Raw genomic sequence first — 21,821 nt, 5'->3', positions numbered from 1 at the left:
TGCCGATCCCGTGCGCCGGCATGTGGCGGCCTTCTCGGTGCGGCGTCTGCGCCTGCATGACCATGGCGGAGAGGGAGCCGGCCTTCGACGGCGAATTTCCCCGGGCGAGCCTATTTCGCCGCGACCGCGGCAAGGTTGGCGGCGAGGTCGGCCGGGCCGATGCCGACCAGCTCGCGATAGCGGTCCGGGTCGGTGGCGCCTTCGGTGACGATGAGGAGCACGCGCGAGCCGGCGTCGAGGCCGATGGCCTGGCGCATTTCCGGATCGCGCGCGGCACGGAACAGCCCGGCCATGCCGGCCGCGCCGCTCTCGCCGGCGACGACGACCGGATCGTGTCCGACCGGGCGGGCGAGCCGGTTCATGACCTCGACCGCATCCTCGTCCTCGACGGTCATGAAGGCGTCGGCCGTGCGCGACAGGATGCGCCAGGCGAGCAGTGACGGCTCGTAGCATTCGAGCATCGCCATGACGGTCGGCTCGCCGTGCTGGAGCTTGACCGGACGGCCGGCGCGCGCGGTCTCGAAGATGCAGGCGGCGCGGGCCGGGTCGACGACGACGAAGGTCGGGCGTTGATCGCCGAAGCGGCAGGCGAGATAGGCCGCGGTGGCGGCGGCGATGCCGCCGACGCCGGCCTGGACGAAGACATGGGTCGGCGGCGCGGGCAGCCGCTCCAGCGCCTCGCGCATGATGGCGGTGTAGCCCTGCATGACCAGTCCGGGGATGCGCTCATAGCCCTGCCACGACGTGTCGGAGACGACGGTCCAGCCATTCGCTTCGCAGACGCGGGCGGATTCTGCGACGGAATCGTCATAGGTGCCGGCGACGCGCACGATTTCGGCGCCGTAGCGGGCGATGGCCTCGACGCGGGCGTCGCTGACGCCGCCATGGACGAAGATCACCGAGCGGGCGCCGACCAGCTGTGCGCCCTGCGCGACCGAGCGGCCATGGTTGCCGTCGGTGGCGCAGCCGAAGGCCATCGCCGCCGAGATTTTGGCCACCGCGGGGCTGTGCAGCTCGGAAACGGCGACCGGCCGGCCGAGTTCCCTTTCCGCGGCCTCGAGAACCAGGCGGATGACCGCATAGGCGCCGCCGAGCGCCTTGAAGCTGCCGAGGCCGAGGCGATAGCCCTCGTCCTTGAGATGGATGGCGCCGATGCCGAGCTCGCCGGCGAGCGCGGGCAGGGCGCGCAGCGGCGTGGCACGGTGGTTCGGCCGGTGCGACAGGAAGCGCGCCACCGTCTCGGCGGCCTCGACGCCGAGGGTCTCGGCGTCTTCCGGCATAGGCGGCTGGCGATGGTCGGGGTGCTGGTTGCGGATGAGCATGGTCGAGGCCTCCTGTTGCAGCGCATTGATATTGCAAGGAGGGTGAGAAAAGCGCTCTATTCCGGTGGAATTTGTGCAAGTTTGTTTCGTGAGGCGATGTTGGCGACGGAACTCGATGCGTTCGACCTGAAGATTCTTTCGATCCTGCAGCAGGACAACACGACGCCGCAGCGCGAGATCGGCGAGGCGGTGAACCTGTCGGCGCCGGCGGTGCAGCGGCGCATCAAGCGCATGGAGGAGACCGGCGTGATTGCCGCCAACGTCGCGGTCGTCGATCCCGACAGGGCCGGGCGGCCGATCACCATCATCGTCGAGATTGCGGTGGAGAGCGAACGGGTCGACCTGCTCGACGCGGTCAAGGCGAGCTTCGCGGCGGCGCCCGAGGTGCAGCAATGCTACTACGTCACCGGCGAGGCCGATTTCGTGCTGGTGGTGACGGTTGCGTCGATGGCCGAATATGAGGCGCTGACCAGGCGGCTGTTCTTCGCCAATCCCAACATCAGGCGCTTCCGAACGCTGGTGGCCATGGACCGGGTGAAGGTCGGGCTGACCGTGCCGCTGGGGTAGAGCCGGTCAGGCGTGCCTGGCAGTGCGAACCTTCGCGACAGTGCCCACGGTGTCGGTATTGCTGTCGAGCGGCAGCGAAAGCCGGTCGAGGCTCAAGATGATCTCGGCTGGGGCGCAGAACACCGCGCCGGGGATATGGTCGCTCTCGGCGAGCGCGAATCGCACCGCCGATTCCCTGTCGGCGAAGATGCCGCCGACCATTGCCTTTTCGTCGCTGACCAGCCAGCGGCCCGCCGCGTCGCGGCCGACCATGAAGCGATGGCTGTGAAGGGCCGGGTGGATGTCGCGAGCAAGACTGCCCATGATCTTGAACCTTTCGTGGCTGCTCCCGGAAACGCGGCGGAGCTGGTTGGGAGGTGAGGCCTGCGCCATGGGGATTCCGGCTAGGGGCGCAGGACGACGTCATCAGGAATTCGGCCGCCTGACCAACGCGGTTGCGGAGCGGGCCGGATGCGGGGTACACATGCGTGGCTGTGGGGCAAAGCCGGAAAGTGCGTTGCCGATCGCTACAGCCGTGTCCGGCTCGACCTCGACCAGCGGCAGGCGCACATCGGGCGCGATCTTGCCCATTGCATGCAGCGCGAATTTCACCGGTACCGGGTTGGTCTCGCGTTCGAGCGCGTCGATCAGCGGGCGCAGGCGCTGCTGGATGGCGCGAGCGGCGTGCGTGTCGCCGCTGCGGCAGGCATCGTGCATGTCGACGCAGAGGCGCGGGACAACGTTGGCGACGACCGAGATAGTGCCGCTGCCGCCCATGGTATTGAAGCCGAAGGCGGTTGCGTCGTGCCCCGACAGGGAGACGAAGCGGCTGCCGAACTGCCGGGACAGCGCCATCTGCCGGGGCAGGTCGCCCGTTGCATCCTTGAAGCCGACGATGGTGGGGATGTCGGCGAGGCGCGCGATGATGGCCGGTGTGAGGTCGACGCCGGTGCGCGCCGGCACGTTGTAGACGACGATCGGGATGTCGACCTTGGCGGCGATGGCCTCGAAATGCCTGACGATGCCGGCCTGGGTCGGCCGGTTGTAGTAGGGCGTGACGATGAGCGCGGCGTCGGCGCCGAAATCGCGCGCGGCGGCGGTGAAGGCGATCGTGGCATCGGTGCCGTTGCTGCCGGTACCGGCGATGACCGGCACGCGCCCGGCCGAAACGGCAACGCAGGTGCGGATGACCGCGATGCGTTCGTGCCAGGAGAGGGTCGGCGCCTCGCCTGTCGTGCCGCAGGGCACAAGGCCATTGATGCCTTCGCCGATCTGCCATTCGGCGAGCCGGGCGAGCGAGGCGAGGTTGACGTCGCCGTCGCGGAACGGGGTGACGAGCGCGGACATGGCGCCGTATAGGCGCTGGCGAAGCAGGTCAGTGGTCATGGAGCGAACTCCCGATGGTCTGGAGGGTGGACGTGCGGCTCGCCCGCCGCCGGGACGAGCGTGGGAAGGTTTTCAGGAGGGCCATCAGCACCGCCGCAGAGAGATCGGCATGATCGGCCTTGTGCGACCGTCGCGACAAGCCAGCGCGCATGGCGCAATGCCAGCGGCCATCGTGCCGCGCGAGGGTGTCGATGGCACGCGGGGGCTCGGCGCTTTGGGCAAGCAGCATCACCGCGTCGAGCAGCGCATCGGCCGCCATCAACGACCGGAAGCGCCGTCGCGCTGGCGAGGAGCGGTCGTCGACCGCAGCGAAGCTCCGGGCCGCTGCCCAGACATGATGCTCTCGAAGGATCCTGACGGCGGCGACGCGGTCGGCCAATGTGGGGTCTGGCTTCATGGTGCGACAGAGATAGGTCAGCACCGCATGAAGGTTCGAGACGGACGGGCGAGGAGTTTTATAGGGAAGGCATAAAGGCCGGCGGTCCGGGCCGCGCTGCGCGTGCCGCTCGCGTCGGGCCGCGGTGCATCCGTGGCGGCGACGCCGCTATCGACGGGGGGAGTAGCGGAGCGTGCTGCTGCGCGCCTCAGGGACGCGCAGCTTCTCTCGAGAGGTGGGGATCAGGCCGGCTTGACCGGCGCGTTCATCGCCCAGGCGACGCCGAACGGGTCGCGCAGCTGGCCCCAGCGGTCGCCCCAGAACATGACGTCGAGCGGCACGACCACCTCGCAGCCGGCCTCGACGGCGCGCTTCCAACAGGCGTCGATGTCGTCGCCGAGGATGAGCTGCATGGTGTAGCCCTGCGCCTTCTCGTGCGGGTGGCCATGCTCGGGATAGGCATCGCACAGCATCAGCGAGCTGCCGTTGACGTAGAGGTGGACGTGCATCGAGCGGCCCTGCTCGTCCGGCGGGTAGGCGAAGACCTGCTCGGCGCCGAAGGCGCGCTTGTAGAATTCGGCCGCCTTGAAGGCGCCGTCGACCTGCAGATAGGCGATCAGGCCGCCAAGGACCTTCGGGGAGGGATATTCGACTTTCTGAGCTTCCGACATTTCTTTCTCCATTCCTCGCATGAAGCCAATCGCCGCGACGTGCGGCGCATGTTCCGGGCATCGCTGGCTGCCATGGGCCGATGCCTCGCCTTGAAGACGAACGACGCCGGCCGAGGCCGACATGGCCGGCGAAGATTTTTGGTCAGGCGCGGGGTACCGCGATGGCTACCCCCACCCCTGACCCCTCCCCACAAGGGGGAGGGGGACTTTGCTGCGTGCCACCCGCAGTCGTGAACACGTGGTTGCGCTGTATACCGCCGGAACGGCCTCGCCAGAGTCTCCCTCCCCCTTGTGGGGAGGGGTTAGGGGTGGGGGTACCCAGCCCATGGATCGTCGCGGCGCTACTCTCCCGGACGACCTGACTTGCCCGGCTTCCTTTTTGCACGCGCGGCTTCGGCCGGGTCTTCGTAGGACCCCGCGCCGATCTTGGCGCGCTTGATCGGCTTGACGCCTTCCACCGGTTTTTCGGTGCGGCGCACCGTCATCTCGTCGAGGTCGTTCTTGCGGAACAGCGATTGGTTCTTTTCGCTCGCGCTGTCGCCGCTGTGCGGGGGCGCGCCAACAGGCGCGGCGGCCGGTCGGCCGCTCGGGCTTCGCCCGTCGTCGGGAACCCCGTAGTCGGAACCATGCGCCTCGGCGGCCGATTGCTTCTTGAACAGCGAGCGCGAGACCGCACCCGCCGGCGTCGCCATGTCCGTGCCCGGACCCATGTCGTCGATATGCGGCTTGCGGAACAGGTTGGGCCGCGCGGCCTTGGCGGCTTCCTCGGCGGCGCGGGCCTCGTCGAGCTTGCGGAAACGCTCCTGCTCCTCGGCCGTGCGATGCCTGGCGACACCCTTGTTGTGCTTGCCCTTCTCGCGGCCGGAGGCCGGGCTCTGGCCCTCGACCTCGCGCGCCAGCGGATCGTCGGAGATAGCGAGCTCCATCTCGCGCAGGCGCTTGATCTCGTCGCGGATGCGGGCGGCCTTCTCGAAGTCGAGATCGGCGGCGGCATTGCGCATCTGCTTGTCGAGCGCGTCGAGATGGGCCTTGAGGTTGTTGCCGACCATGGCGCCGGCATCGTCGGTGAACTGCGAGATGTCGGCCCGGACGTGGTCCTTCTCGTAGACGGACTCGAGGATGTCGGCGATGCGCGACTTGACGCTTTCCGGCGTGATGCCGTTGGCCTGGTTCCACAACATCTGCTTTTCGCGGCGGCGCGTGGTCTCGGCCATCGCGCGTTCCATCGAACCGGTGACCTGGTCGGCATAGAGGATGACCTTGCCGTCGACGTTACGCGCCGCGCGGCCGATGGTCTGGATCAGCGAGGTCTCCGAGCGCAAAAAACCTTCCTTGTCGGCGTCGAGGATGGCGACGAAGCCGCACTCGGGAATGTCGAGGCCCTCGCGCAGCAGGTTGATGCCGACCAGCACGTCGAAGGCGCCGAGGCGCAGGTCGCGCAGAATCTCGATGCGCTCCAGCGTGTCGATGTCGGAGTGCATGTAGCGCACGCGCACGCCGTTCTCGTGCAGGTATTCGGTCAGGTCCTCGGCCATGCGCTTGGTCAGAACCGTGACCAGGGTGCGGTAGCCGGCGGCCGTCGTGGCGCGGATCTCGCCGACGACATCGTCGACCTGGGTCTTGGCCGGGCGCACTTCGACCGGCGGATCGATCAGGCCGGTGGGGCGGATGACCTGCTCGGCGAAGACGCCGCCGGCCTCCTCCATTTCCCAACTGCCGGGCGTCGCCGAGACCGCGACCGAAAGCGGGCGCATGGCGTCCCATTCCTCGAAGCGCAGCGGCCGGTTGTCCATGCAGGACGGCAGGCGGAAGCCGTATTCGGCCAGCGTCGCTTTTCTCCTGAAGTCGCCGCGATACATGCCGCCGATCTGCGGCACGGTGACGTGGCTTTCGTCGATGAAGACCAGCGCATTGTCGGGGATGTATTCGAACAGGGTCGGCGGCGGATCGCCGGGGCGGCGGCCGGTGAGATAGCGCGAATAGTTCTCGATGCCGGCGCAGGAGCCGGTGGCTTCCAGCATCTCGAGATCGAAGCGGGTGCGCTGCTCCAGGCGCTGGGCCTCGAGCAGGCGGCCTGCCTTTTCAAGCTCTTGCAGGCGATGCTGCAGCTCTTCCTTGATCGACTTGATGGCCTGATTCAAGGTCGGGCGCGGCGTCACATAGTGCGAGTTGGCGTAAATCTTGACGGACTTCAGGTCGCCGGTCTTTTGTCCCGTAAGGGGATCGAATTCGGTGATCTGCTCGATCTCGTCGCCGAACAGCGAGATGCGCCAGGCCGAATCTTCCAAGTGGGCCGGGAAGATCTCGATGGTGTCGCCGCGCACGCGGAACGAGCCACGGACGAAGTTGATGTCCTGGCGCTTGTACTGCTGGGCCACCAGGTCGGCGAGCAGCTGGCGCTGGTCGAGCCGGTCGCCGACCTGCATCTGGAAGGTCATCGCCGTATAGGTCTCGACCGAGCCGATACCGTAGATGCAGGAGACCGAGGCGACGATGATGACGTCGTCGCGTTCGAGCAGCGAGCGCGTCGCCGAGTGGCGCATGCGGTCGATCTGCTCGTTGATGGTCGATTCCTTCTCGATATAGGTGTCGGTGCGCGGAACGTAGGCTTCCGGCTGGTAGTAGTCGTAGTAGGAGACGAAATACTCGACCGCGTTGTCGGGGAAGAATTTCTTGAACTCGCTGTAGAGCTGGGCCGCCAGCGTCTTGTTGGGCGCGAGGATCAGCGCCGGGCGCTGCGTCTCTTCGATCACCTTGGCCATGGTGAAGGTCTTGCCCGAACCAGTGACGCCGAGCAGCACCTGGGTGCGCTCGGTCGAGTTCACGCCCTCGACGAGGTCCTTGATGGCTGTCGGCTGGTCGCCGGCCGGCTCGAACTCCGACTGCATGACGATCTGGATGCCGCCTTCCGACTTTTCCGGCCGGGCCGGGCGGTGGGGAACCCAGATCTCGCCGTTCTTGTGCAGCGGGTTGCCACTCTCGATGAGGGCCGACAGCGCCGCCACGGTTGCGGTAACGCCTGAATTGGACAGCGAGGCCGCGTCCTCGAGGCTGATGTCGAGGCCGGCGACCGGGTTGAGGCCGGCGGCGGCGCGCTCCTTGGCCGAGGCGGCGCCGCCCATCGAGGTGCCGCGCGCCGAGCGGGTGGGGGCGGAGCTTTTTTCGGGGATCTTGCGCGGCGCCTTTCCCTCCCCCTTGAGGGGAGGGTCGATCCGCGCAGCGGATCGGGGTAGGGTCGTCGCGGCCGTGCTCGACGTTGCTTTTCGTCCCGCGCTGCCTTTGCCGACCCCCTCTGGTCGCTTCGCGACCATCTCCCCCTCAAGGGGGGAGATTTCCCTGCGCTCGGCCTCGCGGGCGATCTCCTCGGCCCAGTCGGAGATCGAGCCGGACAATGGCGCGCCGGAGAATTCGGCCTGCGGCGCCTCGCCGAAGCCCGGGCGATGCAAGGGCTCGGAGGCGTCGAGATAGGCGGTCACGCCGTTGCCGCCGCGCTTGCTCGCTGCACGTCCAGGGGTCGCCGAAGGCGAGATCTTGTCGGGAGATTTGGCCATGGGCGGAATATGGGCGGAGTTCGCCGAAATGGAAAGGGCGCGGCGCCGGAAAGCCGGCATCCGTGCCAGTCGTCGGACGGGTTCCTGACAACAGGTTGTCAGGAAGTGGTGCTCAACTCAGGCAGGGAAGGCTGGCGTTCGCCAAGATTGTGGTTACTGGCCTGATGTCATTATCCTTTATGCCTGCGTAACAGTACTGGATCGGGCGGGCCGTGCACTGCGTGCTGCTGTGGCGATACCTGTTTTAGTGGCGTCTGATGAGTGCTACCTAGGCTGCGTCATTCTCGAACCGGTGCCAGGCGCGTGATTCCACGGCGTTCGTCGCTCATCCATCTCCCGGCTGACGCGAGGGCCGCGTGAGGATCGCGCACCTCGTGTCGCATGCCGCGCTGAACGGCGTCGCGACGAGTTCGCGGACGCTGATCCAGGCGCAGCTCAACGCCGGACACCAGGTGCTGCTCGTGCATTCGCGCAACTCCTGGATCGAACGCCAGGCCTTCACGGGGCCCATCGACATGTTGGCGTCGGACCTCGCCACCACGCCGGCGGAGATCCGCCGTGTCGGCTACGCCATCCGCGACTGGGGCCATGAGGTGGTGCATGCGCATGGCAGCCGCGGCAACAAGCACGCCATGGTGTATCGATGCGCGGCCGGAACGCCGATCGTCATGACCGCGCATACCAGGCAGCCGCAATTGCCCTGGGCCTTCGCGCATGAAGTCATCGCGCCGAGCGCGCAGACGGCCGACTACTACCTGTCCCGCCTGCTGGTGCGGCGCAAACACATGCATGTGGTGCCGCACATGTTCGACATCCGCAGCGTGGCGCCGGTCAGCCACCCCCTGCGGGCCGCCGCGCGCGCGAGCCTGGGGCTCAGGCCCGAGGCGTTCGTCATCGGTTCGGTCGGGGACATCTGTCCGCGCAAGAACCAGCTCGACATGGTGACGGTGCTGGCAAGGCTCGTGGCGGCCGGCATCGACGCGGAGCTGCTCCTGATTGGCCTGTTCGCGGACACGGCGCGGGAAGACCTGTGGGGCGCGGCGCTCCGCGATCCGCTGGTGGCCGGCCGGGTGCATCTGGTGGGCGAGCGAAACGACGGGGTCGCGATGATGGGCGCCATGGATGCGTATCTGTGCACGTCGCGCATGGAGGAGGGGCCGATCGCGACGCTCGAGGCCATGGCTACCGAGCTGCCGGTGCTGACGGTGGATGTCGGCTACTCATCGGAACTGATCGTCGACGGTGAGAGCGGCCATCTGTTCGGCCATGGCGACGTGGACGCCATGGCCGGGACGGCCGCCACCCTGGCAGGCGATGCAACCTTGCGCGGCGCCATCGGCGCGGCGGCGCGGCGGGCGGTGGCCCGGCTGGAGCCGCCGGCGATCGTGTCGCGGATCGAGCAGGTCTACCGGCTGGCGGCCGCACGCGCGCGGCAGAAACCTGCGCAAAAATGACCGCGGGCCGGTCGGGGCCAGCTTGCGGCAATGAATTGCTGCTACTGTGCGATTTTGCGGGACCCGCCAGTCCGTCCAGGACATGAGGTGCCCGATCGAATTGCCGGGCGCTGCGTGTCGAACTATCCGCTCTCCTACAAGATCTCGTGGCCGGCGCGCTTCCTGAAGCCGTCGGCGGCCGGCGATGCCTCCGGGTACCTGCCGGGCGAAGGCGCGTTGCTGCCGAGGCCGGCAAGATGCGTTCGGCTGGCCTTCGTCGGCGACATTTCGGCGGTGGCCAACCGGCGCGCGCCGGCCTGCGACGCGCAGCTCACCGCGCTTTTGGCCTCGGCCGACCTGGTGATCGGCAATTGCGAGAGCCCCGTGGTCGGCAAACCGAGCGCCAGGCTCGGCACGCGGCTCGGCACCCGCCATGCGATGACGGCCGAGTTCCTGGCCGACGCGCTTGCGGCGACAGGCATCGCGCCCGCCCGGCTGGTCCTGTCTTTGGCCAACAACCACGTGCTCGACCAGGGGATCGAAGGCTACGACGAGACCCGCGCGGCCTTGGCCAGGCTCGGCATTGCGACGATCGGGACGGCGGCCGGGCTGCTTGCGGTGGCGGCCGGGCCGCTGCGGATCGGCCTTGCGGCCTACACGCAATGGCGCAACGCCGATGCCGCCGCTTTTGGCGGCCGCGCAGTCATGGCCGACGCGTTCTTCGCCGCCAACCGCGGCGGCATCGAAGGCGCGGAGGGCGTCGACCTCGTCTGCGCGGTGCCGCACTGGGACTGGGAGTTCCGCCACTTCCCGCGCGCGGCGACGCGCGCCGAGGCACGGCGGCTGGCGGATCTCGGCGTCGGCCTGGTGGCCGGGCACCATGCCCATGTGGTCCAGCCCATGGAGCGGATCGGGGGCGCGCTGGTGGCATACGGGCTCGGCGACTTCTTCGGCACCGCCTTCGCCCGCCAGCCCTGGCCGGGACGGATCGGGGCGATCCTGACGGTCGAGGTGAGCGCCGATGCCGGGACGCGCGGGCAGGTCGCCGGCTGGAGCATGGTGCCGCTGTTTCGCGAGCGGGACGGCGACCGCGAGCGCCTGGTGCCGCTCGAGGCGGTCGAGGGGCGCCTCGGCGCCAAGGCGCGGGCGCGATGGGCCGGCCTGTTCGGCTGAGCGCGCTGCTTCTCATTTCGATTCCGGTCTTGCGGCCATCCCCTTGTTTCCGAACGATTCGCTATGGCAGGTTCGCGGCGACCGGCGACCGGCGATGCGGATGCGGCGGGGCAGCGCCGCGACATTTGCCGAAAAACCGCTATCATCGGCGCCTGCCGGGGCGCACCGGCATTGGGGAGGGGTGAATGAGCGCAGCCGGTTTCATGCCCGACGAGGCGGTCATCGCGGGTATCAGGAAAGATTTGGCGGCCTATGAAGCCGAGCGCACCTCGATCAGGCGTGCCACGATGTGGCGGTTGCCGCTCAGTCTTGGTGGACTGATCGCCGCCGTTGTTGTTTTGGCGCTGGTGCTCAACCTGATTTCGGATGTCAACGAGCAATGGCTGTCGACGCTGCATGTCTATCTCTACGTGGTAGCCTTTATCGCTGCCTTCGTCGTCTACTACCGTGCGATGAAGCCTGCTGACGCCGCCAACGCCTCGTTTCGCAACAGGCTGCTGCCGATCGCCTTCGGATTCATCAAGAATTTTCGCCATGAGAAGGCAGTGATGCCGCCGTCCTTTGCGGTGCTGCCGAAAGCAACGGTCGGCGAGTACAATGTGATGGAAATCGACGACTCCATTTCAGGCATATTCGACGATTTCTACTTCGAGCTCTACGAAACCCTGCTGATACAGCGGACCGAAAAGTTCGATTCGACCACTTTCCAAGGCGTGATCGTGGCATTCGGACTGGAGAAGCCCTTTCCCGGCATTTTGATTGCGACGGTCCGTACCAATGCGGTCTTGAGCTTTTTCAGCGAGATCTTCGGCGGCGGACTGATGGAGGTCAGGTCGGGTGTGCAAGAACTGGACATGGCCTATGAATTCCGAACCGGCAATGTCGAGGCAGCGCAGCCCGTGGTGTCAGGCCAGATGGCGCAGGCGTTGAACTGGCTCAGGGAGGCTTGGCCGGGCGAACCGGCGCGTATCGCGCTCAAGGGCAAGGACGGTTTCCTCCTGCTGCCGGACAAGAGGAACTTCTTCGAGCTACCGGCTTCGAATGTGCCATTGGACTACAAGGCGCATATCGAGCCGATGATTGCAGACATGGCGACGATGCTGGCGACGGCCTCGCTGGTGCGCAAGATCGGCAGCTGAGGCGCTGCGGCCCGGCTTCAGCCGTAGCGCAGCTTGAGGCCGACGATGGCGAGGATGAACACCAGCGTGATCGAGTTGGACAGGATCACCGGCAGCGAGCCGATGGCGACGCCGTAGACGATCCACAGCGAGATGCCGGTGGCGAGCGCGGCATTGGTGCCGAGCGAGATGTCGCTGGTCTTGCGCTCCCGCAGGATCTTGAGGATCTGCGGCAGCCACGCAAGCGTGGTGAGGATGGCGGCAAGGGCGCCGACGATTTCGAACAACGGGTTCAAGGCAGGGGTTCCGGGCGCATGCAGCGTGCGGTGGGACCTATGCCAGAATCGGGGTTGTCTGTGAAGCCGAGGTGATGGCCTGGACCAAGTATTTGGATGTAGCAGATCGCCGCGGGCCGGAGCGGATGATCTTGCGCCAGGACTTGCCGCGGCAAGTTTTTCCGGCCCGTTCGTGATCGCCCGAAAGCAATTCGGGCGCCGCGATGGCCCCGAGGTGACGGGCATATGACGGGTCCGAGCCGTTGCGCGACACGGACTGGCGGCGTCCGAGCGACCTTCGAAGCGCCCCGTCCAGGCTTGGCTGCGTTCAAATGCGGCAGAAATAAGCCTATGATAATGTTCGATAATTTCACTCAACGTGATTTGCGTTGCTGGGCGTCGACGGCCAGTTTCCATCTCGTCCGGCGGATATGGCGCCAAACGCCAGGTCCGCGAGGGCAAAGACAGAACGGGAGTAAGATGACATGAAGAAGTTCCTTGCAACGACCGTCGCCTCGCTTGCCATCATGGGTGCGGCCTATGCCGCCGAGGTCGAGGGTACGGTCCAGTCGGTTGATCCGGCGACGCGCTCGATCACGCTGGAAGACGGCAAGACCTATGTCGTGCCCGAGAGCATTTCCGTGGAAGGCCTCGCGGCCGGCGCCAAGGTGAAGGTGACCGTGGACGACACCACCGGCGCCGTGACGGCGATCGACAAGGCGTCCTAAGGACCAGAGCGTTTCCGCTTTTCTTCGCATCGCGGAAACGCTCCATCTTTGCGCAATTCCGGACGGACAACCGCTCCGCACTTTTCCTGGAATTGCACTAGACGCATGCCTGCTCCGCCGGCCCTGCCATGCGCCGCGCGGAGCGGACTGCGCGACACCTTCCAAGATCAACGCACCTGTACAACTCGGCCGTCTCCTTGGAGGCGGCCGTTTTTTCTACTGACGATGACATAATCGACTTTATGCACGCCGAAGTTGCTCTCCTCCTCTTTTGGATTTTTGTCGAATCACGGTCTATGCTGACAGGTGGTGCGGAGGAGAATGATGGCGATCCATCGCAGGCGGCGGGGGATTTCGCGACGGCTGCTGCTCGGGGCTGTGGCCATGGGCGGGGCGGTCTACTGGACAGGTAACGCGCTGGCGCGGCTCGCCCGCGCTCCCACGGGTCCGAAGAGCCTGGGGCGCATCGCCGATGTCGACGGCATGGCGCTGGCGACGAAACCGCTCGACGCCGCGCCCGCCTTCGACCCGGCATTGAAATGGCTCGCCAAGGGCGGCGAGATCAACGACGCCAGCGCGCTGTCGGCGACGCCGGTCTACGGCGTGGTCGAGGTGGCGAGCGAGGCCGACGTCGCCAATGCGCTGGCATTCGCGCGCGACAACGGCCTCAAGGTGTCGATGGCCGGCGTGCGGCACTCGATGGGCGGCCACGCCTTCGACGACAACGCGCTCGTGCTCGACATGCGCAAGTTCAACAAGGTGAGCGTCAACGAGATATTGAAGACGATCACGGTCGAGCCGGGCGCCACCTGGCACGACATCCAGAACCTGCTGCATCCGCGCTTTGCGGTGAAGGCGATGCAGTCGACCGACATCTTCACCGTCGGCGGCTCGATCTCCGTCAATGCCCACGGCATGGACCACCAGGCCGGCTCGGTGGCCGGTTCGATCCGCTCGCTGAGGGTGATGCTGGCGAACGGCGAGGTGGTGACCGCCTCGCGCGCCATGAACGAGGACCTGTTCCGCCATGTGGTGGGCGGCTACGGTCTGTTCGGCGTGGTGGTGTCGGCGGTGATCGAGATCGTCGACAACGCCGTCTACCGGACTTCGCGCGAGATCATCCGCGCCGAGCGCTTCCCACGCGTGTTCGAGCGGCAGATGGAGCCGGACAAGGGGCTGGGGCTGTTCTACGGCCACCTGTCGACGTCGCCGCTGAACTTCCTCGAGGACATGATCGTCTACCGCTACGACAAGGCGGCGGACGCCGCGCCGGCGGGGCAGGCGGCGCTGGACGAGCCGGAGGGCGTGGGGACCAAGCGGCTGGTGATGAACCTCGCCAAGCAGGGCGGCTTCTTCCAATGGGCGAAATGGCTGGCCGAGAAATATCTCGAGCCGCGGTCCGAGACCTGCACGGTGGCGCGCACGGCGGCGATGAGCGAGGGCGAGGCGTGCCTGGTGACGCGCAACAACCCGATGCACGATTCGGTGCCGTACCTGTTCAACGACCTCCAGGACGAGACCGACATCCTGCATGAGTATTTCGTGCCGCGCGGCGAGTTCAACCTGTTCCTGGCCGCGGCGCGCAGGATACTGGCTGCCCAGCCGCTCGCCCTGCTCAACGCCTCGGTACGCGTGGTGCACGGCGAGGACGTGGCACTTCCCTATGCGACGGAGCCGGCCTTCGCGCTGGTGCTCTACGTCAACCAGAGCGCCGACGAGGCCGGCAACCAGGCGATGCGCGGCCTGACCCGGGCGCTGATCGACCTGACGCTGCGCCACCGCGGCCGCTTCTTCCTGCCCTATCAGCTGCACTACACCGGCCGGCAGCTGCTGGCGTCCTATCCGGAACTGCCGGATTTCCTCGCCCGCAAGCGCAGCTACGATCCGGACGAGCTGTTCACCTCGACCTTCTATCGCGCCATCAAGGCGATGGCCGCCGTCGACTGAGGCGCAAGGGCTCAGTAGTCGTAGACGTGCTCGAGGCGGGCGCCGGAGGCCGCGAGCGCGGGCAGCACGGTGTCGAGCTTGCGAACGGCCACTACAAGGCCGGTGCGGCGGGCGGAAGGCTCGGCCGGAAGCTGGTAGGCGAAGAGCTGGCGCGCGCCCTCGGGCGTGGCCAGCGCATCGCCGCTCAGCACCGAGACGAGGATCTCGTCGTTGCCGCCGATCTCGACGAAACGCACGCCCTTGCCGAGCAGGCGCGGAATCATGTCGGTGAAGACCTGGTAGCGGCGGGTGACGAAGACCGCGCCGTCGTCGCCGAAATCCTTTTCGAGGCGCGTGTCGGGCTCGCCGGCGATCGCCTCGGCAACCGGCCCCTTGGCCCAGACATGGATATCGAGCTGGGCGGGATCCGAGGTGGCGGAAAGGCCGGCCTCGATGAGGTCGGCATAGGTCTGCTTGACGGAGTAGGCGAGGCCGAAGGCGAACTTGCGCTCGGCCATGCGGACCGGATCGTCGCCTGGGCCGGCGGCAAGCGCCATCAGCCCGGCGCGCTTTTCGGCATAGGGGAATTCGTACCAGGGCACCTGGTCGAGGAAGGCGGCATATTCGCCGGCGGTGCGGGCGAGGTAGCGGTCGGCCGGGTTCGACGGTCCGCCGGTCATGTAGGTGATGCGGCCGACCGTGTTCTCGTAGGCCCACTGCAGGACATGCTCGATCGTGTGGCTGGTGCCGATGACGGCGAGCATCTGGTGGTTGGCGAAGTTGAACGGGTATTCGTCCGAGGCGCGGATGACGGTGGCATAGTCCTGCCAGAAGCGCCCGATATAGGCCCAGTAGGGGAAGTCGCCCGGATTGCCGCGGTCGACGAAGCCGGCATATTCGCGCGCCGCATAGACGATCGCCCACTCGGGATAGGTGAGGAAGGTCGACTCCTCGGGCCGCTGGTAGCCCGCGATCTCGGCGCGGACCTGTTCGGCGAGCGCCGCGGGCGGGGCGCCCTCGGCGGTCCCGGGCAGGGGCTCGCTGTCGACGGCATCGGTGGTGAGGAAGCCGTAGGCGAGGCCGATGACCGGGATTAGCAGAATCAGAACAACGACAAGGACGACCGCCTTGACGAGGCGCTTGAGGAGGCGGAGCAGGAACATCGTGCCGGCTCAGCCCGCAGCGAGGGACGCGCGCACGCGCCGCGACAGCCAGAAGCCGACGAAGACAGCGAAGCCGCCGATCGCCAGATGCGGGGCATTGGCGAAGAAGCGGGTCGGCAGCTCGATGTCGTCGAAGGAGCGGAAGCCGTTGATGAAGATGCCGCCGTCGAGGTAGCCGGAGCCGGTGACCAGGCCGAGCACGCCGTCGAACAGGTAGACCGCGCCGAAGAGCTTGAAATAGAGCACCGACTGGCGGTGCGACACGAAGGCGGCGACCAGCGCCCAGACGCCGGAGAAGGCATGCAGCAGGTCGTCGTACCATTGCAGCGAGAACAGGCTGAAGAGATTGCCGTCAGCGTCGTTGAAGGCCGGCACGTAGCCGACCGCGACGACGACGAAAAACAGCGCCGCGTAGGCGACGGCCAGCTTCTGGATCAGCGACATGTGCCCGTTCCCCATTTCGTGGCGCGATACTAGCCGATTCCCGGGCGAGGTGAACGGGTGGGGAAAGTCGGCCGGGCGGCGCGCTCGCCTCTTGCGCAATTCTTTCGACGGCCAACAATGGGGGGCATCGGCTGCCGGGGAGGGTTTTGGTTCGTGAAGCTAGGGGTGGTCAGGAATCCGGTGGCTGGAGGCGGGCGGCTGGACGCCCACTGGGCGGAGGTGGCGGCGGCGCTTTCCGACCGCTTCGACGACGTCGAATTCCGCGAGACCGAGGAGCCGGGCGACGGCGCGGTGCTGGCGCGCGACCTGGTGGCGCTCGGCTGCGAGGTCGTCGTCGCCGCCGGCGGCGACGGCACGATCAGCGAGGTCGCCGACGGCATCCTGCAGATGCAGGCCGAAACGGGCAGGGGTGCTGTGCTGGGCGTGCTGCCCTGTGGCACCGGGCTCGACTTCGCGCGCGGGCTGGGCATCCCGGTCGACGCCAAGTCGGCCGTCGACCGCATCGCCGACGGCGCCGACCGGGTGATCGACGCGGGGCGCATCTCCTTCATCGAGGATCACGGCCGCCTGGCCAGCCGGCATTTCGTCAACATCGCCAGCCTCGGCATGTCGGGCGCGACGGTGCGGGCGGTCAACAACGACCGCCGCAAGGGCAGGGTGTCGGCCAAGGCGCTGTTCTTCTGGCGCACGGTAACGGAGTTCCTGCGCTACCGCTTCCAGGACGTGCGCATCACCGTCGACGACGGGGTGCCGGTCGAGGCCAAGGTGGCGCTGGTGGCGGTGGCGAACGAGAGGTTCTTCGGCGGCGGCATGATGATCGCGCCCGATGCCGTACCCGACGACGGGCTGTTCGACATCGTCATCCTGCGGGCGGCGAGCAAGCTCAAGCTCATCTTCGACATCCGCCTGCTCTATGGCGGGCGCCACCGCAACCATCCGGCGATCACCATCCTGCGCGGCCGCAAGGTGACGGTGGAGCCGCTGGGCGACCCGCTGGCGAACGCGGCACTCGTCGACATCGACGGCGAGTCGCCGGGGCATATCCCGGCGACCTACGAGATGGTGCCCATGGCGCTCAAGGTGAGGTGCTAAGCGAGGCGGTTCGGAGGTTGAGTCGGAAAGGCCGCGCAAGGGGCTGATTTTGCGGGGGGTGCGGGTCCGTGCCGCTCCCGTCTTGATAGATCGCGATCCGTCCCACCCCCCTCTGCCCTGACGGCCGATCTCCCCCTCAAGGGGGGAGATCGGCCGTCATCGCTGCCTTCGGCAATCGCCGACGTTGCAGTAGAGACGCATTGGCCGAAGCTGCCAATCTCCCCCCTTGAGGGGGAGATGCCCGGCAGGGCAGAGGGGGGTGGGACGGAGACGCCCCTCACGGGAACAGCGGGTCGGGCGTCATCTCGAGATGCAGCGGGCCGCCGGTCCAGGGATGGGCCTCGCACACCGCCTCGTCGAGCTCGACGCCGAGGCCGGGCTCCTTCGACGGGATGACCCAGCCGTCCTGCCACTCGATCTTCTGCTTCAAAAGATCGGCGTGGAAGCCGTCCCAGGTCTTGATCGATTCGAGGATCAGGAAGTTGGGCAGCGTGGCGGCGAGCTGGATGTTGGCCGCGCCGACGATCGGCCCGCAATAGCAGTGCGGCGCCACCTGGACGTGATAGGCCTCGGCCATGCCGGCGATCTTCTTGGTCTCGAGGATGCCGCCGGAGCGGCCGAGGTCCGGCTGCAGGATGGTGGCGGCACGATTCTCGATGACGCGGGCGAACTCCCACTTGGTGGTCAGCCGCTCGCCGGTGGCGATGGGGATCTTCGTGCCGCGCGCCACCTCGGCCATGACCTCGGGCATGTCCGGCGGCACCGGCTCCTCGAACCACAGCGGGTCGTAGGGCTCGATGGCGCGCGCCATGCGCAGCGCGCCTGATGCGGTGAACTGGCCGTGGGTGCCGAACAAGATGTCGGCGGAGGTGCCGACCGCCTCGCGGATCGCCTTGACCATGCGCACCGAGAGATCGATGTCCTCGAGCCGCGGCTGGTGGCCGTCGAAGGCGGTGTAGGGGCCGGCGGGGTCGAGTTTCAGCGCGTTGAAGCCCTGGGCGACATAGGCGAGCGCCGTTTCGGCGGCGAGGTCGGGGTCGTTGTAGACGTTCTTCCTGCTCTCGGTCTCGCCGGGGAAGACGCTGCCGCTCCTCGGATAGAGGTAGGTGTAGGAACGCAGCCGCTCGTGCACCTGGCCGCCGAGCAGCTTGTAGACCGGCTTGCCGGCCTCCTTGCCGATGATGTCCCAGCAGGCCATCTCCAGCGCCGACACGCAGCCCATCATCGAGATGTCGGGGCGCTGGCTGAATCCGGAGGAATAGGCGCGGCGGAAGAAGGTCTCGATGTCGTGCGGATCGTGGCCGACGAGGTAGCGCGCGGCGCAGTCCTCGATCATCCTGGCGGTCACGTCGGGGCCGAAGGTGGCGTTGTAGGCCTCGCCGTAGCCGACGACGTTTGAATCGGTGGTCAGCTTGACGAAGATGAAGTAGCGCCCGCCCGTCTGCGGCGGCGGGTTGTCGACCACGAAGGTTTTGACGTCGGTGATTTTCATGCGGGTTCCTCCCGGTGACCTAGGCTCGCCATGTGCCGCCCCTCATCCGCCTGCCGGCACCTTCTCCCCGCAATGACGGGGAGAAGGAAGCAGCTCCGGCGTTGACGTCTCCCTCTCCCCGTCTTGAACGGGGAGAGGGTAAGGGTGAGGGGCGGCGCTGACACTCAAACTGCTCACCCCGCGTCCTCCAGCACCAACTCGGCGCCCTTCCAGCCGGTCATGATCGCGGCGGCGTTGGTGTTGCCGGTGATGTTGTCGGGGAAGATCGAGGCGTCGATGACGCGCAAGGCAGAGACGCCGTGGACGCGCAAGCGCGGGTCGACCACCGAGGACGCGGGGTCGGGTCCCATGCGACAGGTCGAGACCGGGTGGTAGACGGTGCCGGAGCGCTTGCGGAAATCCTGAATCAAGTCGGCGTCGGAAGTGATTGACGGGCCTGGCAAAACTTCTGCCGCGACGATGTCGGCGATAGGCGACTGCGACGCGAGCCTGCGCAGGAACTTGACCGCGTCGAGCATCTCGGCGACGTCGCTTTCGGCCGAAAACGCATTGACGGTGATGCGCGGGTGAACGGTCGGGTCGGCCGAGCGGATCATGATCTCGCCGCGGCTCGCGGGACGGCAGTTGGACAGCCCGATGGAGAAGCCGGGGAAGGGGTCGGGGGTCAGGATCGGGCGCTCGCCGGCTTTGGGCAGGACGGTCGAGAAGACCTGGAAATAGAGCTGCATGTTGGGGCGGGCGCGGCTGCCGTCGGTGCGGAAGAAGCCGCCGCCCTGGTTCATGCTCATCGACAGCGGGCCGGAGCGGAGCAGCAGGTACTGCATGCCGGCCAGCATCTTGCCCCACCACGGGCGCAGCAGCTGGTTGAGCGTGGGTACTTTGGCCTTCCAGGTGTAGTTGATGCCCTGGTGGTCCTGCAGGTTGCGGCCGACATGCTCGGCGGCGTGGACGACGCCGATGCCGAGATCGCGCAGCAGCGCGGTTGGGCCGATGCCGGACAGCTGCAGCAACTGCGGCGTGTTGACCGAGCCGCCGCAGAGGATGACCTCGCGGCCGGCGCGGGCCGTCTTGCTCTGGCCGTTCTGCAGGTACTCGACGCCGATCGCGCGCGTGCCTTCGAACAGGACCCTGGTGGCCAGCGCATGGGTCTCGACGCGGAGATTGGCACGCTTCATTGCCGGGCGCAGGAAGGCGCGGGCGGCGGACATGCGGCGGCCGTCCCTGGTGGTGATTTGATAAACGCCGACACCCTCCTGGGCCTCGCCGTTGAAGTCCTGATTCAAGGGCAGCCCCGCAGCTTGCGCGGCTGCGAGGAAGCGGTGGGTGAGCGGATGCACCTTCTTGCGGTTGTCGGTGACGTGAACCGGGCCGCCCGTGCCGCGCAGCGCGTCGCCGCCGGCCTCGTTGTCCTCGATCGCCCTGAAGGCGGGCAAGAGGTCGTCGAAGCCCCAGCCGGGATTGCCGGCATCGCGCCAGGCGTCGAAGTCCTCGCGCGCGCCGCGGATCCAGACCATGGCGTTGATCGAGCTCGAGCCGCCGAGGATCTTGCCGCGCGGCCAGTGGTCCTTGTTGCCGGCAAGGCCGGGGTCGGGCTCGGCCGCATAGTTCCAGTTCACCGCCGGGTCGAAGAAGGTCTTGCCGTAGCCGAGCGGCATCTGGACGAAGAAGCGGCGGTCGGTGCCGCCGGCCTCCAGCACCAGCACCGAATGGCGGCCGCTCGCCGACAGCCTTTCGGCGACGACGGAACCGGCCGAGCCCGAGCCGACGACAATGAAATCGAAAGTCTGCATGCGGGCCGTGGCCTGTCCTGTGTGATCGCTCGGCCAGACTATCCCGTGACGGGACGGCGACGGCGGCGGTTCCGGCATGGCCTGTGAAAAATGCGACCGGTGTCGTTTTCGCGATGTTTCGTTGACGCAGCGGCGGCTGCGACGATACGGGTGGGACAAGAACGAATCCGGGGAACGCAGATGGTGCAATATGCCGACGGCAGGCCGCAGGGCGAACTGACGCTGAGGACGCTCGCCATGCCCGCCGACGCAAACGCGGCCGGCGACATCTTCGGCGGCTGGGTCATGGCGCAGATGGACCTTGCCTGCGGCATCCGCGCCGCCGAGCGCGCCCGCGGCCGCGTGGTGACGGCGGCGGTCAAGGAGATGGCCTTCGCCAAGCCGATGAAGGTCGGCGACACGCTGTGCATCTACACCCATGTCGAGCGGGTGGGGCGGACCTCGATGACGCTCAAGGTCGAGGCCTGGGCGCAGCGCTACCTGTCGGAGTTGATGGAGAAGGTGACAGACGCCGATTTCATCATGGTGGCGCTGGACGGGCAGGGGCGGCCGAAGCCGGTGCCGGCGGAGTAGGCTTCACTCTGATTTCGGAAGCTGGGCGCAGGTTGAAACAAGCAGCTCGTTCAGCTTCTCGGGGAAGGGCTGGCCAGGGCCATGGGCGTATTCGAAGATATCGGTCCTACCTTCATGTATCCGATAAAATTCGTACGAGTCGTCGAATATCTCTACCGATATCGGAGGTGAGCAGTCCCATCCGAGCTGGAGCGTTGGCCAATACCCCGGCCCGATATGCTCAGGCGGTGCCAGTCGCACTCTCGCATTTGCGATGAAATCCTCAGCGTTTCTGATCGTCTCTGGCGAGAACTCGCGTTCCTTTGACCAGTGCAGTTGATGCACGGCTTCTAACACTTCGTTCCATCCGACGCGCATGGCAATTCCGTTTACTGCGCCGCGGCGTCGAACTTCAGGCGCGCTTCCGCCACGCGACCCTGGTTCCTGCGCGCCCATTCGCCGAGCGCGTTGACGGGCACGAGGAGCTCGCAGCCGAGCTCGGTCAGCTCATAGTCGACGCGCGGCGGGATGGTGGGGAAGACGGTGCGGGTGACGAAGCCGTCGCGCTCGAGTCCGCGCAGGGTCGTGGTCAGCATCTTCTGCGAAATGCCGCCGACGGCGTGGCGCAGCTCGTTGAAGCGCATCGGGCCGGCGCCGAGCTTGCCGACGACGAGAACGGTCCACTTGTCGCCGACCCGCTGCAGGATGTCACTTATGGCCCGGCAGTCTTCGGTGCGGTGCGGGTGCCTCGGTTTCAAAAAAGTGCCTCCTTGTGCAGGCGTT

Annotated in this window: 20 protein-coding genes; 8 read left to right on the top strand and 12 right to left on the bottom strand. The window is 67.0% G+C overall.

Translation table 11 applies throughout. The features are described 5' to 3' along the window. Positions 1–110: 110 nt before the first annotated feature. Positions 111–1,322: a diaminopropionate ammonia-lyase gene (locus AmiPiv_RS14980; protein ID WP_340038278.1), complete on the bottom strand. Its 1,212-nt coding sequence runs from the start codon at positions 1,320–1,322 to the stop codon at positions 111–113. A 96-nt stretch (positions 1,323–1,418) separates the two neighbouring features. On the opposite strand from AmiPiv_RS14980, the gene AmiPiv_RS14975 reads away from it, so the two are divergent. Further along, positions 1,419–1,889, top strand: coding sequence for an Lrp/AsnC family transcriptional regulator (locus AmiPiv_RS14975; RefSeq protein ID WP_340038277.1), 471 nt, complete (start codon positions 1,419–1,421; stop codon positions 1,887–1,889). Positions 1,890–1,895: 6 nt separating this feature from the next. On the opposite strand, the gene AmiPiv_RS14970 is transcribed toward AmiPiv_RS14975, so the two are convergent. From AmiPiv_RS14970 to uvrB, 5 genes are all read right to left on the bottom strand, one after another. After that, a complete protein-coding gene (locus AmiPiv_RS14970) occupies positions 1,896–2,192 on the bottom strand; it encodes a hypothetical protein (RefSeq protein ID WP_340038276.1) in 297 nt (98 codons plus the stop codon). A gap of 102 nt (positions 2,193–2,294) precedes the next feature. Beyond that, a complete protein-coding gene (dapA, locus tag AmiPiv_RS14965) occupies positions 2,295–3,254 on the bottom strand; it encodes a 4-hydroxy-tetrahydrodipicolinate synthase (RefSeq protein WP_340038275.1) in 960 nt (319 codons plus the stop codon). Next, positions 3,244–3,675, bottom strand: coding sequence for a hypothetical protein (locus AmiPiv_RS14960; protein ID WP_340038274.1), 432 nt, complete (start codon positions 3,673–3,675; stop codon positions 3,244–3,246). The genes dapA and AmiPiv_RS14960 overlap by 11 nt, the downstream gene beginning before the upstream one ends. Before the next feature lie 197 nt (positions 3,676–3,872). Then, the gene (locus AmiPiv_RS14955) at positions 3,873–4,301 is read right to left on the bottom strand and encodes a VOC family protein (RefSeq protein WP_340038273.1); all 429 of its coding nucleotides are present in this window, start codon (positions 4,299–4,301) and stop codon (positions 3,873–3,875) included. Between the two features lie 341 nt (positions 4,302–4,642). Continuing rightward, complete coding sequence (gene uvrB, locus AmiPiv_RS14950) at positions 4,643–7,852, bottom strand: excinuclease ABC subunit UvrB (RefSeq protein ID WP_340038272.1); 3,210 nt, start codon at positions 7,850–7,852, stop codon at positions 4,643–4,645. A 356-nt stretch (positions 7,853–8,208) separates the two neighbouring features. Between uvrB and AmiPiv_RS14945 the strand changes: the two genes are divergently transcribed. The 3 genes from AmiPiv_RS14945 (at position 8,209) to AmiPiv_RS14935 (ending at position 11,597) form a co-directional block, all read left to right on the top strand. Beyond that, positions 8,209–9,306 carry a glycosyltransferase family 4 protein gene (locus tag AmiPiv_RS14945; protein WP_340038271.1) on the top strand — a complete coding sequence of 366 codons (1,098 nt, stop codon included), beginning with the start codon at positions 8,209–8,211 and terminating at the stop codon, positions 9,304–9,306. Positions 9,307–9,420: 114 nt separating this feature from the next. Further along, positions 9,421–10,458: a CapA family protein gene (locus tag AmiPiv_RS14940; protein ID WP_340038373.1), complete on the top strand. Its 1,038-nt coding sequence runs from the start codon at positions 9,421–9,423 to the stop codon at positions 10,456–10,458. Between the two features lie 185 nt (positions 10,459–10,643). Next, positions 10,644–11,597: a hypothetical protein gene (locus AmiPiv_RS14935; RefSeq protein WP_340038270.1), complete on the top strand. Its 954-nt coding sequence runs from the start codon at positions 10,644–10,646 to the stop codon at positions 11,595–11,597. Between the two features lie 17 nt (positions 11,598–11,614). On the opposite strand, the gene AmiPiv_RS14930 is transcribed toward AmiPiv_RS14935, so the two are convergent. After that, complete coding sequence (locus AmiPiv_RS14930) at positions 11,615–11,872, bottom strand: SemiSWEET family sugar transporter (RefSeq protein WP_340038269.1); 258 nt, start codon at positions 11,870–11,872, stop codon at positions 11,615–11,617. 464 nt (positions 11,873–12,336) lie between these two features. Between AmiPiv_RS14930 and AmiPiv_RS14925 the strand changes: the two genes are divergently transcribed. Beyond that, the gene (locus tag AmiPiv_RS14925) at positions 12,337–12,579 is read left to right on the top strand and encodes a DUF1344 domain-containing protein (RefSeq protein ID WP_340038268.1); all 243 of its coding nucleotides are present in this window, start codon (positions 12,337–12,339) and stop codon (positions 12,577–12,579) included. Positions 12,580–12,903: 324 nt separating this feature from the next. Then, entirely contained in the window at positions 12,904–14,526 is a 1,623-nt protein-coding gene (locus AmiPiv_RS14920; RefSeq protein ID WP_340038267.1) for an FAD-binding oxidoreductase, read from the top strand. Between the two features lie 11 nt (positions 14,527–14,537). On the opposite strand, the gene AmiPiv_RS14915 is transcribed toward AmiPiv_RS14920, so the two are convergent. Continuing rightward, positions 14,538–15,668: a hypothetical protein gene (locus tag AmiPiv_RS14915; protein WP_340038266.1), complete on the bottom strand. Its 1,131-nt coding sequence runs from the start codon at positions 15,666–15,668 to the stop codon at positions 14,538–14,540. 9 nt (positions 15,669–15,677) lie between these two features. Continuing rightward, the gene (locus AmiPiv_RS14910; protein ID WP_340038265.1) at positions 15,678–16,112 is read right to left on the bottom strand and encodes a DUF4383 domain-containing protein; all 435 of its coding nucleotides are present in this window, start codon (positions 16,110–16,112) and stop codon (positions 15,678–15,680) included. Between the two features lie 153 nt (positions 16,113–16,265). On the opposite strand from AmiPiv_RS14910, the gene AmiPiv_RS14905 reads away from it, so the two are divergent. Then, positions 16,266–17,204: a diacylglycerol/lipid kinase family protein gene (locus AmiPiv_RS14905; protein ID WP_340038264.1), complete on the top strand. Its 939-nt coding sequence runs from the start codon at positions 16,266–16,268 to the stop codon at positions 17,202–17,204. A 277-nt stretch (positions 17,205–17,481) separates the two neighbouring features. Here the strand turns inward: AmiPiv_RS14905 and AmiPiv_RS14900 are convergent, their stop codons facing one another. Beyond that, positions 17,482–18,696: a mandelate racemase/muconate lactonizing enzyme family protein gene (locus tag AmiPiv_RS14900; protein WP_340038263.1), complete on the bottom strand. Its 1,215-nt coding sequence runs from the start codon at positions 18,694–18,696 to the stop codon at positions 17,482–17,484. Positions 18,697–18,869: 173 nt separating this feature from the next. Beyond that, a complete protein-coding gene (locus AmiPiv_RS14895; protein ID WP_340038262.1) occupies positions 18,870–20,486 on the bottom strand; it encodes a GMC family oxidoreductase in 1,617 nt (538 codons plus the stop codon). A 180-nt stretch (positions 20,487–20,666) separates the two neighbouring features. Here AmiPiv_RS14895 and AmiPiv_RS14890 point away from each other — a divergent pair, with 180 nt between their 5' ends. After that, positions 20,667–21,059 (top strand): acyl-CoA thioesterase, encoded by a 393-nt coding sequence (locus AmiPiv_RS14890; protein WP_340038261.1) that lies wholly within the window; start codon positions 20,667–20,669, stop codon positions 21,057–21,059. 368 nt (positions 21,060–21,427) lie between these two features. Here the strand turns inward: AmiPiv_RS14890 and AmiPiv_RS14885 are convergent, their stop codons facing one another. Beyond that, positions 21,428–21,796, bottom strand: coding sequence for a winged helix-turn-helix transcriptional regulator (locus AmiPiv_RS14885; protein ID WP_340038260.1), 369 nt, complete (start codon positions 21,794–21,796; stop codon positions 21,428–21,430). Between the last annotated feature and the right edge of the window lie 25 nt (positions 21,797–21,821).

This window comes from Aminobacter sp. Piv2-1, from assembly GCF_037625995.1.
Lineage (GTDB): Bacteria > Pseudomonadota > Alphaproteobacteria > Rhizobiales > Rhizobiaceae > Aminobacter.
This window is presented reverse-complemented; position numbering and strand designations above follow the sequence as displayed.

Excerpts from the sequence above, each read along its gene's own strand:
- AmiPiv_RS14895 (WP_340038262.1), bottom strand. The coding sequence starts at position 20,486 with ATGCAGACTTTCGATTTCATTGTCGTCGGCTCGGGCTCGGCCGGTTCC.
- AmiPiv_RS14975 (WP_340038277.1), top strand. The coding sequence starts at position 1,419 with ATGTTGGCGACGGAACTCGATGCGTTCGACCTGAAGATTCTTTCGATC.
- AmiPiv_RS14890 (WP_340038261.1), top strand. The coding sequence starts at position 20,667 with ATGGTGCAATATGCCGACGGCAGGCCGCAGGGCGAACTGACGCTGAGG.
- AmiPiv_RS14900 (WP_340038263.1), bottom strand. The coding sequence starts at position 18,696 with ATGAAAATCACCGACGTCAAAACCTTCGTGGTCGACAACCCGCCGCCG.
- AmiPiv_RS14980 (WP_340038278.1), bottom strand. The coding sequence starts at position 1,322 with ATGCTCATCCGCAACCAGCACCCCGACCATCGCCAGCCGCCTATGCCG.
- AmiPiv_RS14970 (WP_340038276.1), bottom strand. The coding sequence starts at position 2,192 with ATGGGCAGTCTTGCTCGCGACATCCACCCGGCCCTTCACAGCCATCGC.
- AmiPiv_RS14955 (WP_340038273.1), bottom strand. The coding sequence starts at position 4,301 with ATGTCGGAAGCTCAGAAAGTCGAATATCCCTCCCCGAAGGTCCTTGGC.
- AmiPiv_RS14925 (WP_340038268.1), top strand. The coding sequence starts at position 12,337 with ATGAAGAAGTTCCTTGCAACGACCGTCGCCTCGCTTGCCATCATGGGT.
- AmiPiv_RS14935 (WP_340038270.1), top strand. The coding sequence starts at position 10,644 with ATGAGCGCAGCCGGTTTCATGCCCGACGAGGCGGTCATCGCGGGTATC.
- AmiPiv_RS14910 (WP_340038265.1), bottom strand. The coding sequence starts at position 16,112 with ATGTCGCTGATCCAGAAGCTGGCCGTCGCCTACGCGGCGCTGTTTTTC.
- dapA (WP_340038275.1), bottom strand. The coding sequence starts at position 3,254 with ATGACCACTGACCTGCTTCGCCAGCGCCTATACGGCGCCATGTCCGCG.
- AmiPiv_RS14915 (WP_340038266.1), bottom strand. The coding sequence starts at position 15,668 with ATGTTCCTGCTCCGCCTCCTCAAGCGCCTCGTCAAGGCGGTCGTCCTT.
- AmiPiv_RS14920 (WP_340038267.1), top strand. The coding sequence starts at position 12,904 with ATGGCGATCCATCGCAGGCGGCGGGGGATTTCGCGACGGCTGCTGCTC.
- uvrB (WP_340038272.1), bottom strand. The coding sequence starts at position 7,852 with ATGGCCAAATCTCCCGACAAGATCTCGCCTTCGGCGACCCCTGGACGT.